We start from the raw sequence: 17,360 nt of genomic DNA, 5'->3' as shown, positions 1-17,360 counted from the left end.
GAAGCGGCGTCCCGTCCATGCGGGGCGCTCTTGTGCGGCCGCGCTTATCGGACCGGCCGGCCGGCGTCAAAGGCTAGCGCGGCAGGGCGCCCTTGCGTAAAGCCGGCACGGGGAAGAAACGGAAAGCGACGCATGTCCGATACGATCGCGCTCGTCGACGATGACAGGAACATCCTGACCTCGCTGTCCGTCGCGCTTCAGTCGGAAGGGTTCGTGACCCGGCTCTATTCCGATGGCGAGGCGGCGCTGAAGGCGCTGTTGGACAATCCGCCCGATCTCGCCGTGCTCGACATCAAGATGCCGCGGATGGACGGGATGGAGCTGCTCCGCCGGCTTCGCGAGCGGGCGGATTTCCCCGTCGTGTTCCTGACCTCCAAGGACGAGGAACTGGACGAGGCGCTCGGCCTCGCCATGGGGGCCGACGATTATATCACCAAGCCCTTCTCGCAGCGGCTGCTGATCGCCCGCATCCGCGCCGTGCTGCGCCGGACCGAGGCGCGCAGCCAGCCGGTCGGCAATGTCGATGACGCGCAGGCGGCCGAGATCGTTCGCGGGCGGCTTCGCATGGATCCGGCGCGCCACCGGGTCAGCTGGGACGGCCATGACGTGACGCTGACCGTCACCGAATTCCTCATCCTCGACGCGCTTGCCCAGCGTCCCGGCGTCGTCAAATCACGCAACCAGCTGATGGACGTGGCCTATCAGGACGACATTTATGTCGACGACCGCACGATCGACAGCCACATCAAGCGGATGCGTCGCAAGTTCCGCGCGGTCGACGCCAACTTCAAGTCGATCGAGACCCTCTATGGCGTCGGATACCGCTTTGCGGAGGAGTGACGAGGTCGACTTCAAGGTCGGCTGGTCGCGGCGGCTTTCGATCCGCCAGCGCATCCTTGCGATCAACATCTTCGCGATCGCCATCATCGCCGGCAGCCTCTTCTATCTCGACAGCTTCCGCAGCCGGCTGACCCAGGCGCGGATCGATCGCGCCGAATCCGAGGCGGTGATGATCGCGCACATGATCGCGGCGCTTCCGGCCGACCAGCGCGGGCCGCTGCTGACCAGGCTCGGCGAGGACGGCGGCACGCGGCTCACCATCTACGGTCGCGACGGCGCCATCCGGGCGGACAGCTGGGCCCACGGGCCGCCGACCTACGAGCTGCGCGATCCCGCCGATGAGCCCTGGTATCGGGCCGTCGCGCGGGCGATGGACAATGGCTTCGACGCCATCGTCGGGGCGAGCCGGCCGCCTCTTTACGAGCCGTCCGCGCACGACACGCTGGCCGACTGGCCGGAGGCGCGACGGGCGCTGGCGACCGGCGTCCCGACGACCGCGCTGCGCAGGGCCGAGGAAGGCACGGCCTTTGTCAGCGCGGCGGCGCGCATCGAGGGGCCGGACCCGGCCGTCCTGCTGCTCACCACCAATGCGCGCGACGTTCGCAAGGTGGTGCGCGCGGAGCGGTTCAACCTCGGCATGGTCCTGCTCGCGACGCTGGTGCTGTCCGCCCTGCTCTCGCGATTCCTCGCCCGCACCATCGCCACGCCTCTGCGAAAGCTCGCCAGCGCCGCGCACCGGGTCAGGCTCGGGCGCGCGCGCGAGGTCGATGTGCCGCTGCTTCCCAAGAGGCGAGACGAGATCGGCCTGCTCGCCCGCGCGCTCCACGACATGACCCAGAGCCTCAGGCAGCGGATCGACGCGACCGAGGCCTTCGCCGCTGACGTGACGCACGAGCTCAAGAACCCCCTCGCCTCGCTTCGGTCGGCGGTCGATTCGCTCGAGCGGGTCGACGATCCGGGGCTTCGGGCGCAACTGCTCGACGTGATCCGTGAAGATGTGGTTCGGCTGGATCGACTCGTCGTCGACATCGCGGAGGCCTCGCGCCTCGATGCCGAGCTGTCCCGCGCCCGGTTCGAGCCGGTCGATCTCGGCCACCTGATCGAGGAGATGCTCCCGACCTGGGAAGGCCGGCGCGAGGGCGTGGAAATCGCCTTCGCGCGGCCACGTGCCGGCACCGCCGTGATCATGGGCGACGAAGGACGGCTTGCGCGCCTGATCGACAATCTCGTCGACAATGCGATTTCCTTCTCGCCTCCGGGCGGCCTCGTCGATCTGCGCGCCTCGGCGGTCGGGGAAGAAGTGGTCGTCTCGGTGGAGGATGAGGGGCCGGGCGTCCCCCCCGATGCCCGCGAGATCATCTTCCACCGCTTCCATTCGATTCGCGGGCCGGAGGATTTCGGGCGTCACTCGGGCCTCGGCCTCGCCATCGCCAAGGCGATCGTCGACGGGCATAATGGGCGGATCGCAGCGGAGGATCGCCACGACGGGCGAACCGGCGCCCGATTCGTAGTTCATTTCCCGGGAGCGGCGTGATGAAGAGTCCCGTTCTGTCGTCGGAGACGGTCCACGCCTCGGCGGTTGCGATCGAGGGGCGCGCCGTGCTCATCGCCGGCCGGTCCGGAAGCGGTAAATCGGATCTCGCTCTGCGGCTCATCGATCGCGGCGCGGCGCTCGTCAGCGACGATTACACCTTCGTCCGCCGCGCCGACGGCCGGTTGCTCGCGAGCGCGCCCGACACGATCGCCGGGCGGATCGAGCTGCGCGGCGTCGGCATCGTCGAGATGGCGAACCTGCGCGACGTGCCGGTGGCGCTCTACGTCGATCTCGAATTGGCGCCCGATCGGCTGCCGCAGGAGGGGGAGCGCCGGCCGATCGCCGGCATCGCGATCCCGCTCATCGGCCTCGCGCCCTTCGAGGCGTCGGCGCCGCTCAAGGTCGAGGCGGCCCTGCGCCTCGTCGGCCTGCCCGACTGATGCCTGCGCGACACGATCCGAAACGGGTTCTCCTCGTCACGGGCCTCTCGGGCGCCGGCAAGTCGACCGCGCTCGACACGCTGGAGGATCTCGGCTGGGAAGTGGTCGACAATATGCCGCTGTCGCTGCTCAATCGGCTGATCGCGACCGAGCCGGCGGCGGGAGCCGACCGCGAGCGGCCGCTCGCGATCGGCCTCGACAGCCGGACGCGCGGCTTTTCCGCGGAACGAATCGTCCAGGCGATCAAGGCGATGGCCGCGGAGGCGGATTTCGCGATCGAGACGCTCTATCTCGACTGCGGCACGCCCGAACTGGTGCGCCGCTATTCGGAGACCCGCCGGCGCCACCCCCTCGCCCCGGACCGGCCGGCGACCGACGGCATCGCCGAGGAGCGCGAGATGATGGCGCCGCTGAAGCGCTGGGCGGACCATCTCATCGACACGACCGAGATGGACGCCAACCTGCTGAAGCAGCAGGTCCGCACGCGTTTCGGCGCCGGGGACGAGGCCCCCACCCTCACCGTCCAGTCGTTCGGCTTCGCCCGCGGGCTGCCGCGCAACGCCGATCTCGTCTTCGACATGCGGTTCCTGCGCAACCCGCACTGGGAGCGAGGCCTTCGCGAGAAGACCGGGCTCGATCCCGACGTCGCCGCCTATGTCGCCGCGGACGAGGCCTATGAGCCGGCGCTGACGAAGATCGAGGAGCTGCTCCTGACCCTGCTCCCGCGCTATCAGGCGGAGGGGAAATCCTATGTTTCCATCGCCTTCGGCTGTACCGGCGGGAGACATCGATCGGTCCATGTCGCGGACCGCGTCGCCAGACGGTTGCGCGCGGCGGGTTTTTCGCCCACTCTGGATCATCGCGACCTCGCCACGCCGCCGCGCGACGGCATCGAGCGATCCGCAGGCGCACAGGATGCTGGAACGTCAGGACAGGCGGACGACGGTTTTCAAGGTGACTAGATGATCGGTTTGGTGTTGGTGACTCATGGGCGGCTCGCCGCCGAATTCGTCACCGCGATGGAGCATGTTGTCGGGCCGCAGGAACGGATCGAGGCCGTCTGCATCGGGCCCGAGGACGATATGGAGGCACGGCGGGAGGATATCGCCAGGGCGATCGGCCGGGTCGACGACGGCGGCGGCGTCATCATCCTTACGGACCTGTTCGGCGGCACCCCCTCCAATCTCGCCATCTCCCTGATGAAGAGCGAGAAGATCGAGGTCATCGCCGGCGTGAACCTGCCGATGCTGATCCGGCTCGAGGGCGCCCGCAAGACGATGGACGTGCGCGCCGCGGTCGCCGCCGCGCGGGAGGCCGGGCGCAAATATATTTCGGTCGCCTCCGAAGTGCTTGGCGAGGCCGCCGCTTGACGCCGGTCTCACGGACGGTCGCGATCACCAACCGCCGCGGGCTGCACGCCCGCGCCAGCGCCAAGTTCGTCTCGCTCGCGGCGCAGATCGATGCGTCGGTCGAGGTCGAAAAGGACGGCAACAAGGTGTGCGGGACCTCGATCATGGGGCTGATGATGCTCGGCGCCGCGATGGGCGACACGATCACGATCAGCGCCACCGGGCTCGGCGCGGAGACGGCGGTCGCGCAGCTTGCCGAGCTGGTCGAGGCGCGGTTCGGCGAGGATTAGGTGCCGCGCGAGGTCACGTCCTTTTCGAACGCGCTGGTGAAGCAGGCGCGCGGCCTTCGCGACAAGAAGAACCGCAAGCGCGAAGGCCTGTTCCTCGCCGAAGGGCTGCGCATCCTGACGGAGGCGCGCGAGACCGGCGTCCTCCCGCAGACCCTTTTCTTTTCAGATGCTTCTCACCGGCTGCTCAAAGAGCTTATCGACGAGGTCGAGGCTGCGGGCGGCGAGGCGATCGAAACCAGCGCCGACATCCTCCACAAGATCAGCGGCAAGGATAATCCGCAGACGGTGCTGGGCATGTTCCCGGCGTTCGACACCGCCCTCGACGCGATCGACCGGGCTTCGGCGCCGCTGTGGATCGTCGCCCAGTCGCTGCGCGATCCCGGCAATATCGGCACGATCCTGAGGACCGGCGACGCGGTCGGCGCGGGCGGCCTCATCCTCGTGGACGACAGCGCCGATCCCTTTTCGGTCGAGGCCGTGCGCGCCAGCATGGGCGCCCTGTTCACGCAGAAGATCGCGCAGGCGCGCTGGGAAGACTTCGTCGCCTGGCTGCGGTCCGGCCCCGGCCAGCTCGTCGGCACCAGCCTCAAGGCCAGCGCCGACTATCAGGACGCGCGCTACGAAAAGCCCGCCTTCATCCTGGTCGGCAATGAGCAGGCCGGCCTGCCGGCCGCCTATGAGGCCGAATGCGACCTCCTGGTGAAGATGCCGATGCTCGGCCGCGCCGACAGCCTCAACGCGGCCGTCGCGACCGCGGTGATGGCCTATGAAGTGATCAACCAGTGGCGCCGTCGGTGACGGGCTCCGGAGCGGCGGCCTCGACCTCGGCGCCGTTCGCCTGGCCGAGGCGCGGATCGCGGCGTTCGGCGATGCGGGCGGCCTTGCCGGTGCGGCCGCGCAGATAATAGAGCTTGGCGCGGCGGACGTCGCCGCGGCGGACCACCTCGATCGAATCGACGTTCGGCGAATAAAGCGGGAAGACACGCTCGACGCCCTCGCCGAAGCTGATCTTGCGGACGGTGAAGCTGGAGCCGAGGCCCTTGTTCGCGCGCGCGATGCAGACACCCTCGAAATTCTGGATGCGGGTGCGCTCGCCCTCGACCACCTTCACGCCCACCTTCAGCGTGTCGCCGGGACGGAATTCGGGGATGTTCTTCTTGCCCTTCACCTCGGCGATCGCCTCGGCCTCAAGCTGCTGGATGAGGTTCATTGGTCCTGACCTTCTTCTTCGCGCCGCGCGCCAGAGGGCGATGGCCTTCGCGCGCCCCCGTGGCGCTCGATCAGGTCCGGCCGCCTTAGCCGTGTCTCTTCCACTGCCCGGCGCTCGCGCCAGGCGGCGATCTTCGCATGATCCCCCGATCGCAGCACTTCGGGGATCGTGCGCCCTTCCCATATATAAGGTCGGGTATAATGCGGATATTCGAGCAGGCCGCTTTCGAAGCTCTCCTCGTCACCGCTGGAAGCCGCGCCCATTACCCCGGGAAGCAGTCGAACGCAAGCGTCGAGCAGGGTCAGCGCCGCGACCTCGCCGCCGGAGAGGACATAGTCCCCGACGCTGACCGCGCGGACCGGCCGCGCCTCGAACAGGCGCTCGTCAATCCCCTCGAAGCGGCCGCACAGGATGGTGGCGCCGGGGCCGGCGGAGAGCTCGCGCACCAGCGCCTGCGTCAGCGGCTCGCCGCGCGGGCTCATCACCAGCTTCGGGCGATCGTCGGGGACGCTGTCCAGCGCCGCGGCGAGCACGTCGGCGCGCATCACCATTCCTGCCCCGCCGCCGGCCGGCGTGTCATCGACCGAGCGATGCCGATCCGTGGCGAAATCGCGGATCTGGACCGTGGACAGCGACCAGAGCCCGTCCGACAGCGCCCGCCCGGCGAGGCTGAAGCCGAGCGGTCCCGGAAACATTTCGGGATAAAGGGTGAGGATCGTCGCCGCCCAGGTCATGCCTCCCCTTTCGACGCTTCCTCGCCGGGCCGCAAGCGGTGGAACCGGTCGGCGGCCGGGACTTTATGCTGCGATGGACTCGCCCGATTTCGATTGCCTGATCGTCGGCGGTGGCCCGGCGGGGTTGACCGCGGCCATCTATCTCGCGCGATTCCGCCTCAAGGTGCAGGTGGTCGACGCGGGAAAGAGCCGCGCATCCTGGATCCCCTGCACCCGCAACGTTCCGGGCTTTCCCGACGGTATTTCGGGGGAAGAGCTGATCGCGCGGATGACGGCGCAGGCGCAGAAATATGGCGCCGCCTTCGCGCGCGGACGGGTGACCCGGCTCGAGCGGGCCGATGACCTGTTCGACGCGGAATGGGGCGAAGGGCGGGCCACGGCGCGAAGCGTACTGCTCGCGACCGGCGTCGCGAACCGCCGCCCCGACATGGAGGAGGCGCTCCATGACGAGGCGATGGCGCGCGGCCTGATCCGCTATTGCCCGATCTGCGACGGCTATGAGGTGACCGACAAGCGGATCGGCGTGATCGGGAGCGGCCGCCATGGCGTCGCCGAGGCGGTATTCCTGCGCGGTTATACGGCGGACGTGACACTGATCGCGCCGGGCGAGCGCCATGCGCTGGGCAAGGCGGATCGCGCCATCGTCGAGGCGCACGGGATCGAGACGGTGGACGGCCCGTCGCGCGGCGTCGCCCTGCGCGCGGACGGCATCATTGTCGAAACCGCCGAGGGGCGGCATGAATTCGACAGCGTCTATCCGGCGCTCGGTTCGGACATCCATAACGAGCTGGCCGGACAGATCGGCGCGGAGCTTGCGGACGGCGACGGCTGCATCCTGGTGGACAGCCATCAGCGCACCAGCGTTCCAGGCGCCTATGCAGCGGGCGACGTTGTCATCGGGCTGGACCAGATCAGCCATGCGATGGGCGAAGGCGGCGTCGCCGCGACGACGATCCGCAACGACCTCGCCATGGCGCGACCGATCAGGCGCTGACGAGGCGCCTCAGCGGCTCGCGCGCCCGGCCGGCACCCAATCGTCCATCGTGCCGCGGTCGTTCACGCGATAGGGGAAGCCGCGGCTGTTGAGGAACAGCGCCTCCATCTCGCGCCGGTTGAACGGTCGCGAACCGAGCCGGCCGAAGATCGCGATCTGATCCCCGGTCTCGTCGACGCCCCGATCGCGATCGAGACCCTTGGCGACCGCAAGGGCCGGGGTCGGCGTGCGGGCCCAGGCGATCATCTGCGGCTGCGGCCGGGGCGAGAAGCCATAGACCGTGTTCGCGTTGCAGAAGCAGGTCAGCTGCAGCACCTGCATGCCGTTCCGGCCGTTGGCGACATAGGCGTAGAGCGAGGCGTTGGTCGACGCGACCGTGACCGCATAGACATCGTCCAGCGGGTGACCCGGCTCGCCCGTATAGAACATCTGCCCGCCGGCGAGGCCAGGCTGCGGATGTTCCGGATTGGTGACGTTGACGATCGCCAGGCCCTGCGGCCCCGCGCCGACATAGGCATAGGTCCGCGCAATGTAGATGTCGCGCGCGTCCTGCATCGGCACGGTCGCGGAGGGCACCGCCACCGGATTGTCCATGTGGGTGACGTCGAACAGCTTGAGGCCGTCGCGGTCGGTGACCCACAGATAGCGGAACTGGAGCGCCGAGGCGCGGCCGTCATTGAGCGGGCGCACCGTCACCAGCCGCGGGTGCAGCGGATCGTCGAGGTTGACGACGACAAGCCCGGCATCGGCGATGATATAGGCATAATAGCCGGCCAGGATGATGTGCCGCGCGCCGGCCAGGACGTTGTTCTCGTTCCAGGTCACGGCGCGACGCAGGTTGTTGTTCCTGGGATCGCCGTCCGACAGCGTGTCGACATTGACCAGGATCAGGCCTTCGACGGAGTCGGTGATCGCCGCATAGCGGTAGATCTCGTGCATCCGCTGCTCCTGGTTCTCCTCGAGCAGGCTGATCGTGCGGCCGTCGGGCTGCTGGCGCATCGTGTGCGCCATCCTGTCGTTGCGGTCGGGCGCGATCGGCTGGTTGGTCGGCAGCGCGACGCAGGTCGCGTTGGTGCTGGAGACATGCACGTCCTGGCCGAGCGGGGAGACCGGGGCGGTGATGATATGCTCCGACACGGCCTTGTTGCCGACGGAGGCGATGTCATAGGCGACGAAGCCGCCCCGGCCTTCCGCGACATACATATATTCGCCGCGATTCTGAAGGCAGCGGACGGCGCCGCGCGTGCCTTCGGTCACGTTGGTGAACTGCTGCGCGGCGCGGGCTTCGCCGGACAGGCGCCGATCGAAGGCCTGGCCGCGGGTCCAGTCGATCAGCTGGCGGTTGTTGCGCTCGACATGCAGCCGGTAGAAATCCGGATAGGCGTAACGATGCAGGTAGGACCCGATCACCGCCTGCGGCTCATCCCATTCGGTGACGCGGATCGCCTGGAAGCCGCCCTGCTCGCCGATCCAGGCGTGCATGCCGACGAAATTGACGAAATTGGTCCCCTGCAGGAGCAGCTGGGCCATGATCGCATTGTTGTCGTTATTCTCCGACAGGTGGCAATCGGTGCAGGTCTTCGTCTCCGTTCGCCGCACGGTGTGCGGGAAATGCGGGGCGAAGGCCTGGGAGGAATAGCCGGCGGCCGAAATCGGCGGCTGCTGCGTGTAGATATGCTCGCGATTGACGTTGGTCGACGAGAGGATGAGCGCCGATGTCGACCGGATGGGGGCGATGATATTGCCCTTCGTCGTCATGTGCCGGCCGAGCTGGAACATCTCGTCGCGCGCGACCTGCGGATTGTAGGTCGCGAAATTCCTCGTCTCCTCGAACTCATAGTGGTGGAGCGCGGTGCGATTGTTCGCCTCGATCGGCAGGTGGCAGCCGGCGCAGCTCGTCGTCCACGACAGGTGGCAGGTGAAGCAGGCCATCTCGCTGTCCGGATGCGCGAGCTCGCTGTCGGGGACGCCCTCGCCGAACGTGTAGCGGCCGGTCTCGGCGCCCGAGCGCGACATCAACTTGGCGCGGGCGGACAGGAGATTGAAGCACGGCCCCTGCGTCGGCTGGTCGCCGCGCGCCTGGCAGGGCGGCAGGCTCGCATCGACGCTGTCGCGGACCTGGCTCACCTCCCACTCGAGATTGGGATCGGCGATCGAGCGCTGGATGAGGACGCGGCGCCCGTTGCGCTCCACCCATTCGAAGCGGCGCCGGCCGTCCTCGTTGCGGATCAGCTCCAGGTTGGTGCCATTGGGCGGCGCGGCGACGTTCGACGTCCGCAGGTTCGCATAGGCGCGCACCGTGCCGTGGCAATCCTTGCACCCGATCTCGATCGCATTGGCGACTTCGCCATAGATGAAGCCGTTGCCATGGGCGTCACGGCTGAAGTGGCAATCGGCGCACTGGAGCCCGCGTTCGGCATGGATGTCCATGAGATGGACGGCGCGGCCGGGATTGGTGCCAACGGGCACGAACAGCCCCTCCCCTTCGCGGCGGAAGGTGTCGGGATCGTCGGGCGGAATGACATGCCCGTCCGCGTCGAGCAGATTGCCCTCGCGGTCGCGGCGGAAGACGGCGCGGAAGTTCCAGCCGTGGCCGTGATAATCGGCGAACTGGGTCTGCCGGGCGAGCGGGTTCACCCGATCATAGACTTCGCGCAGGAAGCCCTCGTCGGCCCACAGCCCGCGCGCCGCCGCGCCTTCCGGGTTACGCATCAGCACGTTGTGGACCTCTTCCTGGTCCGGATAATGCTGATTGCGGAATTCCTGCTCCTCGTGCGGGTTGCGCGTCGGCAGACGGTTTTCCGGCCCCGGCCACATCAGGTCCGCGTCGGATTCGTAATCCCACATCGTGTAGCCGAGGAACGAATTCAGGAAGATGTTCGGCTGGTGCATGTGGCAGGTCATGCACTGCGAGGTCGGGATCGCGCGGGTGAAGGCGTGGCGGATCGGGTGGCCGCTTTCGCGAACCGCCGCATGATTTGAATCCGCCGGGGCCTCATGCCCCTCACCCGGGCGGATCGCCTCGCCGGAATGGCCCTCGCCGGGCGAGCCGGGCTCGGCGTTTCGGCTATGCTCGTCGAGCCGGTCGGTCAGGCGATTGATCGTCGGATCGACCGTCGCGGTCTGCCCGTCGCGGCCGAACTGGGAATAGCCGACGCTGTGCCGCGGCTCGCGATCATTGGCGTAGATGACATGGCAGCCGGCGCAACCGGACTGGCGATAATCGCCCTGCTGGTCGTTGGTCCCCATGAACCACATGAAGGGATCGTTGAGGCGGGTCTTGGTGATGTTGAGAACCGGGATCGACACGCGAAGCCCAGTGCCCGGGCCGCGGTTCGACTGGCGGATATCGGGCCGGCCCGGCTCCTCCAGCCGCTGGATGCTGCCCGACGGGTTCGGCAGGCCGACCTCCGCGAACTGCGTGCTGATGTTGCGCCCGCCCCGCTCGAACACGCGGAAGATGTCGCCCGGCGGCACGACATGCCAGTCGGGCAAGGGATACATGTTGGCAAGCACGCCGCGGGCGCGCTGCGCCTCGGAAATCTGGCCGTTGACCGGCGACTGGATTAGCGCCGGCTCGCCGTTGCGCGTATAGGCCTCGCCGAGCAGGTAATTCTTGAAGGGCAGGATGCCGTTATTATAGGCGCCGCCACCCCACAGCATCGCGCCGGTGGACATCAGCGAGCGCTCGGCCGCCTCGATGATCTCGATATGGCAGGCGCCGCAGGAATCGCGCACGACACGATAATCCGACGGGTTGACGAAGCGGATATATTCGGGCGCCTCGATATTGAGCAAAGTGTAGCTGCGCCGCGGATTGGCGCTGACCGGCCAATGCCAGGTCTGCGGGAAGCGGGGCAGCACATGGGCGGCGTTGCGCGCCGCGACATAGGCCGGATCGTTCGGCGCCAGCGCGGGATTGCCGGTGATGCGCGGGTTGCCGCCGTGGCAGTCGGTGCAGCCGAGGACGACCGCCGGCGAGGCGTGCATCGTGTGCTGATCGGTGTCGGTGTGGCAGGACTGGCAACCGGAGCTCTTGGCGTCCGCCTCGGACCATTCCTGCGTGCGCGGGGCCGGCGCGGCGCGCACGAGGCTGTAATCGCGCGCGACCGGCTTTTCGCCCTCGTTCGCGCCGAGCTGCGACGTGCCGATCGCGGCGGACAACAGGATCGCCGTGGCGATCAGGATCCTGCGCAGATGGTTCGCCAGCATCACCCCCTCAGTAAGTCAGGATCGCGTTGAACAGGATCGAGTAGTAACGGTGATCCCGCGGCTCGTTGGTGAAGATGTCGCGGAAGCCGTCCCCCGGCTGCAGCAGCGCGCCCGAGAGGCGCAGCACGATATTCTGGGTCACGAACGGGCGATAGATCGCCGACGCGCTCACGTCCCAGCCGATGTCGCGGCGGATGCAGCATTGCTGCCGCAGGCGTTCGAGCACCGTCGTGTTCTGGAACCACAGATGGTTGACGTTGGTCGAGACGCGAAGCTGGGGCAGGATGTCGAAATCCGCGCCGCCGCCGAGCAGGACGGTGCCCGGATTGACAAAGTTGGACTGCCCCTCCTCCTTCGACGAGCGCAGAGAATTCAGGATGCCGTTGCGGCCGTTGAGGCTGACGGCGCGGGCGCCGCCGATGAACGGCACGGTCTGGCGGATCCAGTAGCTGGTGTCCGCGCCGGCGAAGATCGGATTTTCGAAAATCGCGTCGAAGCCGTGCTGGACATTGTCGAACGGATTGCTGTCGCCGCTCGCATAGAGGGCCGAACCGCGGATGCGGATCCAGTTCATGTCGTAGGACGGCTCGAGCGCGCCGAAAAAGGCCGAGATGCGCGCCGGCCGGCCGGTGAACGCATTGTTACGGTCCTGCCCGAACAGGCCGTAGAGCTGGCCGGTGAAGTTCAGCCGGCCATAATGGCCGTCGATCCCGTAGCCGAGGTAGACTGCGTCGTAGCTGCGCGCGCGCAGATTGCCGATCAGCGACGGACGAACCGGGAAGCCGTTGTCATCGACATGGACCTGGCCCTGCTCGCGATTGATGTTCCAGGTCACCGACACTTCGCTGGTCGTGTTGATGAACGGGAATTCCTGCCGATAGAGGTTCGCGGTCAGCACCCAATCGTCGCGCGGCCGCTGGGTGACGTCGTTGAGCCCGGAATTGGTGTCCTTCTCCAGCCGCCAGAAGGCCGCGATGTTGAACTGGACACGATTGTTGTCGCGATTGCCGAACAGGCGGATGCCGAGCTGGGAATCGTTGAACAGGAAGCCGCGGAAATCCTCCTGCCATTCCTGGATGCCGACACGAATCGAATAGAAATCATAGCGATAGGACGTGTTCCCGAGATGGTAATCGAGGAACGCCTCCTGGACGCCGAGGAAATAATCGAAGCGGTTCGATCCCTGCGACGGCCGCACGTCGAGCACCCGCCGTTCCGGCACGTCGACATAATTCGCCTGCGCCGCAAGCGTCAGCCGCCATTCGACATCGGGCGGCCGGTAGGCGGTCGATCCCTTGATCAGGGCCGCCGAGAAGATGAAGGTCTGCACCGCCGCGAGGCTGTTGTCGCGCCCGAACAGGTCGTTCTGGCCCGGCTCCTGCGAGGTCTGGATGCCGACCGGGATCGGGAAGCTGCGCGGTTCCACCACGGTGTCCGAAATGCCGGTCAGGTTGAAGAACCAGTCGTGGCCGTGCAGGCCAAGGAAGCGCGGTGTGGCGCAGCGCGCGATCCCGGCCTGGCGGCGGCGCTCCTGCTCCTCGTCCGTCGGCAGGCAGATCGGCCGATCGCCTTTCAGCGTGTTCTGGTTGTAGGGATCGCGCCAATTCTCGGTGACGACGCCCAGGCTCTGGATCAGGCGCCAGCGATCCGGGATTGGAACATGATCGGCGGGGAAAGCCTGCGGCGGCGGAGACCGGATCGCACCGGGATTTTCCTGGCGAACCTCGTCGGGAAGCTGGCGATGCTCGTCGGGCCGCCGGCGGCCGTCGATCAGCTCCTGCTCGACCGGGGTCGGCGGCGGCGCAGCCCGCTCGTTGACCGGGGGACCGGGCTGAGCCGGCGCGGCGGCTGACGGCGGCGCGTCGGTGGTGGCCGAGGAGCCGGATTGCGCGTCCGGCGCGGAATCGCTCGCCGGCGCCCATTCTCCCTGGACGGCCGGCGTCTCGGCCTGCTGCGGCGCGGCCGGGGCGGGATCGTCGAGGGCCAGCGCAAGCTGGACCGGACCGGCGGAGGCCGGCGCGGCCGCCTGCGGTGCCGGATCGTCGAGCGGGAGCGCCAGCTGGCTGCTCTCGCCCTCCGCTTCGCCGGCCCCTGCCTCCACGGACGGATCGGATGCCGGCCCAGCCGACTGCGATGCGTCGGGGGCCGGATCGACGAGCGCCGAAGTCCCTTCAGCGGCGATCCCGTCCGGCGCGGCCGCGCCCTCCGTCACGCCGGGCGTGAACAACGCGGCGAGCGCGAGCGCCGCCGGGTCCGCCGTCGCAACGCCCGCGCCCGAAACCGTCAGAGCGGCCGAGCCCGTCGAGCTGAGGAGCAAGGAGAAGGCGGCGACGGCGCTCATTTGCCCTGGCACACATTCTGTTCGTTCGTCGTGACGAACGGGTTGAACGGACACAGCACGTAGCGAAGCCGCGTCGTCGTGCTGCCGATCGGAATCTCGATCCGGTCGGAACGGATCGCAGGATCGGCCTCGCCCACCGAGCCGTTGAGGCGGAGGCTGGCATTATAGAGGCCGAGGAAGGCGATCATGTCGCTCTGGTCGTTGCCATCGCCCGACGAGGCGATCGCGCCGACGAGGACACCGTTGCGGTAGATCGGCACGCCACCGGCGAACAGCGTCAGGCCATTGCGGATTCGGTTCTTCCCGGTCGCGGCCACGTTCGGCGAACGCGTGCAGGTCTGCGGGACATCGGTGGGGTTCGCGCCCAGCACGAAGCCGACATGGTCGAGAATGTCCTGGGTGATCAGTTCCGACTGGAGGCCGGTCGAGAAGATGTTGAACCGCTCGATCGGGACCGAGAGCGGCCCCGGCGGCCGGCCGACCTGCCCGTCCGGGAACCAGGGCCGCGAGATGTTGCCGATCGCGCGCAGCGAGAAGGCGGTGTTGCCGGTGAGCGCGCTGGGATCGTTGAGGAAGGTGCGGACCGCCTGGACATAGGGCGGCACGTTCGGATTGGGATTGGCGTTGAGATCGGCGGCGGCGAACCGGCTCGAGAAGAAGGCCGTCGTGCGCGCCTTCTGCGGCACCGCGTCGATCGCGTCGACCAGCGCGTCGGGCCCGCGGACGAGGCCAAGGATCTCGCCGTTCGTATCGGTGACGACGATCGTGTTCTGCGCGCGATTGCCGAGCGGGATCCGAAGCTGGGCGCGCGCGGCCCGCTGGACGAGGAAGGCCTCCTCCAGCATCGTGCGGACCTCGGTCGCGGTCAGCGGCGCCGTTCCCACGGTCGCCGCGTCGGTGCCGGCGCGGATCGGGAACCGATTGTTGCCGGCGCCGTCGCTTGCGATCCAAGCCTCGGGCTCGTTGAACTCGGCCGCCGTCGCCGGACGGACGCCCGATTCCTCGCTGCCATAGATCGTGCCCGGCAGGATTCCGCCCGCCGCATTGTAATAGCCGGGGACCGAGGTCAGCGCCCCCACCGTCCCGTTGATCGAGGCGAAGGACGGCGCGTTGGCCGGGTTGCTCTTGAAGTCGGCCGGTGTCGCGTCCGAATAGCGCAGCAGCGTTCCGTCCACGCTGATCCGGTCCGCGCGGATCGCCGGGTCCGGCGTGAAGCCCTGCGTCGCGGCCAGCGCGATCGTTTCTTCGACGCTGTGGTCGTTGTCGGTATATTCGGTGTCGAACCCGTAGACGCCGTCACCCACCACGGCAACGGAGCCGACCACCGCGCCGTTCTTGTAGAGCGGGAAGGCTCCCGGATCGGCGCCGGCGCCGAGCGGGCCACGATGGGTGCCGAACCGGTTCGGGAAGCGGGTCGAGACGTCCGAGCATGGAAGCTGGCTGAACTGGACCGAGAAGAGCGGCCCGCTTTCAAGGCCGCGGGTCGTGGACGAAGGCGGAAATGTCTCCTGGACGATGTCGTTCGCCGTCCGGCTGGAGAAGGCGGCGCCCATCGACGAGAAGTAGGAGGAGGTCAGCGCCTTCGAGATGCCGCCGGCCAGCGCCGCCGGCGCCGGCAGGTTGAGGTTCTGAAGATTCGTGCTCTGCCCGTTCGGGGCCGCGGGAGTCCGCAGCGACAGATCGGTCCCGTTCATCACGAAGACGGCAAGGACGTTGCCGACCCGGTCGATGACGACGAATCCGGACGGCTGGTTCTGCGCCTGCGCCTCGGCGACGCCCTGCGAGATGATCCGCTCGATGTCCGGAACAGTCAGATTGACCAGCGCCGGCGTCTGGAAAACCGGGTTCGACCCGCTCGGCGGCGGATTCTGGTTGGGTGGTTGTGGAGAGGTCGTGTCCGCCGTTCCTCCGCCACAGGACGCAAGGAGCAGGGAAAGAGCGGCGACAATCGATACGCTTCGCCTCAACGGAGCCTCCGGATGGCGGCCGCAGCCCGGCCCAGGCTCGCCCGGAATTCGCCCGGGCTGTACGAATTGGGATCGCGCACGGCACGATAAGCGGCATTGATGTCGCCGCGGATCGCGTTCGCGCTTTGCGCCGAGACCTGGCCTTCGTTGACCAGCGCCGACAGCAACGTGTCGGTCGCCATCACCGCCTGCACCGAGCCCGCATAATCGGTGAAGCGCGGGCTGATCGCGTCGCTGGTGATCGAATCGATGATCGCAAAGGTCTGCGCCCGCCCGAGCGTCGCGCTGCTGAACGCGTCCGCGAGGGCCCGCGCGCTGGCGCGCAGATTGCCCGCCGCCGCCACCGACGAGGCCCGGTCGCGCCCAAGCGCGAGGTGGAAGGCGCGGCTGTCGCGATCGAAGCGGGCGCCGAGCGCCGGCGCCACCACCCGCGCCGCCGCCGAGAGCATGATCATGTTCTCGTCATTATAGGGCGGCATGCCGGACGGGATGGCCCGGCCCGGATTGGCGACCGCCGACGGCCGGAAGTTCGGATCGTCCGAAATCTGGCGGTGGCAGCTGTGGCAATCGAAGAAGTAGAATTCGGGGAACACGCCCTCCGTCCCGCGCGAGGCGAGCGAATAGAGCGACAGCGAGCGATCGAGCGCCATCGCCTGGCCGACCGCCCACATGCGGATCGATTCGACCGCGCCCTTGCGCTCGCGATAATCCCGATCGGTCTGCCAGTGCGATGTCAGCGTCGAGAAGAGGTCGAGCTCGAAGGAAATTCGCGGATGCCCCGCGGCCATGATGCGATGGGTGACGAACTGCCCCTCGCCCGCGCTTCCGAAATGGCAATCGAGGCAGACCCCGGCGCGCACCTTCGGATTTTCAAGCGGAACAAGGCCATGCGCGACATTGTTCGCATGCGTCCCGCCAACCGCATAATGGCTGGAGAGCCAGCCCGAGGCCGGCCCGTGGCACGCCTCGCAACCGACACCGTCGGTCAGCTGGAAGCGGGGGCCGCGCGGGCCGGGCGGGGTCGCATGACAGCCCAGGCACATCGGGGCGCGGCTCGCCTCGCCGATGCCGAGGCGCTGCGCGATCACCTGGCTGCGCGGTTCGGAAAGGACGGCGGTGGCGCGGCTGTGCGCGCCGGCAGCGGTGGCGGGGTCCTGCCACAGCATGATCTCGTCCTGGCGAACGACCGGTCCGTCCGCCTCGCTGCGTCCGTGGCAGGTCGTCCCGCCACAGCTCGCGACGCCGACATAGGTCGCTCCGCCGCCCGTTCCCTGCGCGACGGCGGGCTCGCCGGGACGCACGAACAAGAGGATGGCGAACGCGGCCAGAAGCCCGAGCGCACCCAGACCAACGGAAAATTTGCGGCTGCCCCCCATCTGCCCTCCACACCGCCCGCGCGAGCGGCCAAAGACGCCAGGGCCAAACTATGGACCGAAACGGCCGCGCCAT

14 protein-coding genes are annotated in these 17,360 nt (G+C 68.1%); 8 read left to right on the top strand and 6 right to left on the bottom strand.

The window, feature by feature from the left end; translation table 11 throughout:
* Nucleotides 1–132: 132 nt before the first annotated feature.
* The 7 genes from FRZ32_RS12410 to FRZ32_RS12380 are packed head-to-tail and all read left to right on the top strand — an operon-like array spanning nucleotide 133 to nucleotide 5,251.
* Nucleotides 133–840, top strand: a complete 708-nt coding sequence (locus FRZ32_RS12410) for a response regulator transcription factor (protein WP_147043808.1) — start codon at nucleotides 133–135, stop codon at nucleotides 838–840.
* Nucleotides 809–2,374, top strand: coding sequence for a sensor histidine kinase (locus FRZ32_RS12405; RefSeq protein WP_147043807.1), 1,566 nt, complete (start codon nucleotides 809–811; stop codon nucleotides 2,372–2,374). Before FRZ32_RS12410 ends, FRZ32_RS12405 begins: the two co-directional genes overlap by 32 nt.
* Nucleotides 2,374–2,814 carry an HPr kinase/phosphorylase gene (locus FRZ32_RS12400; RefSeq protein WP_147043806.1) on the top strand — a complete coding sequence of 147 codons (441 nt, stop codon included), beginning with the start codon at nucleotides 2,374–2,376 and terminating at the stop codon, nucleotides 2,812–2,814. Before FRZ32_RS12405 ends, FRZ32_RS12400 begins: the two co-directional genes overlap by 1 nt.
* Entirely contained in the window at nucleotides 2,814–3,776 is a 963-nt protein-coding gene (rapZ, locus tag FRZ32_RS12395; RefSeq protein WP_147043805.1) for an RNase adapter RapZ, read from the top strand. Before FRZ32_RS12400 ends, rapZ begins: the two co-directional genes overlap by 1 nt.
* Nucleotides 3,777–4,184: a PTS sugar transporter subunit IIA gene (locus FRZ32_RS12390; protein ID WP_147043804.1), complete on the top strand. Its 408-nt coding sequence runs from the start codon at nucleotides 3,777–3,779 to the stop codon at nucleotides 4,182–4,184.
* Nucleotides 4,181–4,453, top strand: a complete 273-nt coding sequence (locus tag FRZ32_RS12385; RefSeq protein ID WP_147043803.1) for an HPr family phosphocarrier protein — start codon at nucleotides 4,181–4,183, stop codon at nucleotides 4,451–4,453. Before FRZ32_RS12390 ends, FRZ32_RS12385 begins: the two co-directional genes overlap by 4 nt.
* Complete coding sequence (locus tag FRZ32_RS12380; protein WP_147043802.1) at nucleotides 4,454–5,251, top strand: TrmH family RNA methyltransferase; 798 nt, start codon at nucleotides 4,454–4,456, stop codon at nucleotides 5,249–5,251.
* Here the strand turns inward: FRZ32_RS12380 and rplS are convergent.
* On the bottom strand, nucleotides 5,229–5,663 hold the full coding sequence (rplS, locus tag FRZ32_RS12375; RefSeq protein ID WP_147043801.1) for a 50S ribosomal protein L19: 435 nt from the start codon (nucleotides 5,661–5,663) through the stop codon (nucleotides 5,229–5,231). The genes FRZ32_RS12380 and rplS overlap by 23 nt on opposite strands.
* A complete protein-coding gene (trmD, locus tag FRZ32_RS12370) occupies nucleotides 5,660–6,397 on the bottom strand; it encodes a tRNA (guanosine(37)-N1)-methyltransferase TrmD (RefSeq protein WP_147043800.1) in 738 nt (245 codons plus the stop codon). Before trmD ends, rplS begins: the two co-directional genes overlap by 4 nt.
* 73 nt (nucleotides 6,398–6,470) lie before the next feature.
* Here trmD and FRZ32_RS12365 point away from each other — a divergent pair, with 73 nt between their 5' ends.
* Nucleotides 6,471–7,391: an NAD(P)/FAD-dependent oxidoreductase gene (locus FRZ32_RS12365; protein ID WP_147043799.1), complete on the top strand. Its 921-nt coding sequence runs from the start codon at nucleotides 6,471–6,473 to the stop codon at nucleotides 7,389–7,391.
* Between the two features lie 9 nt (nucleotides 7,392–7,400).
* Here FRZ32_RS12365 and FRZ32_RS12360 read toward each other — a convergent pair whose 3' ends face one another.
* The 4 genes from FRZ32_RS12360 to FRZ32_RS12345 are packed head-to-tail and all read right to left on the bottom strand — an operon-like array spanning nucleotide 7,401 to nucleotide 17,287.
* Entirely contained in the window at nucleotides 7,401–11,603 is a 4,203-nt protein-coding gene (locus tag FRZ32_RS12360) for an LVIVD repeat-containing protein (RefSeq protein WP_147043798.1), read from the bottom strand.
* A gap of 7 nt (nucleotides 11,604–11,610) precedes the next feature.
* On the bottom strand, nucleotides 11,611–13,944 hold the full coding sequence (locus FRZ32_RS12355; protein ID WP_147043797.1) for a hypothetical protein: 2,334 nt from the start codon (nucleotides 13,942–13,944) through the stop codon (nucleotides 11,611–11,613).
* Complete coding sequence (locus tag FRZ32_RS12350) at nucleotides 13,941–15,911, bottom strand: heme-degrading domain-containing protein (RefSeq protein WP_147043796.1); 1,971 nt, start codon at nucleotides 15,909–15,911, stop codon at nucleotides 13,941–13,943. The genes FRZ32_RS12355 and FRZ32_RS12350 overlap by 4 nt, the downstream gene beginning before the upstream one ends.
* Complete coding sequence (locus tag FRZ32_RS12345) at nucleotides 15,908–17,287, bottom strand: multiheme c-type cytochrome (protein ID WP_147043795.1); 1,380 nt, start codon at nucleotides 17,285–17,287, stop codon at nucleotides 15,908–15,910. Before FRZ32_RS12345 ends, FRZ32_RS12350 begins: the two co-directional genes overlap by 4 nt.
* Nucleotides 17,288–17,360 lie beyond the last annotated feature (73 nt).

It is taken from the genome of Sphingosinicella ginsenosidimutans, from assembly GCF_007995055.1.
GTDB lineage: Bacteria > Pseudomonadota > Alphaproteobacteria > Sphingomonadales > Sphingomonadaceae > Allosphingosinicella > Allosphingosinicella ginsenosidimutans.
The sequence above is the reverse complement of the archived record's forward strand: the minus strand, read 5'-3'. Positions and strand labels throughout refer to the sequence as shown.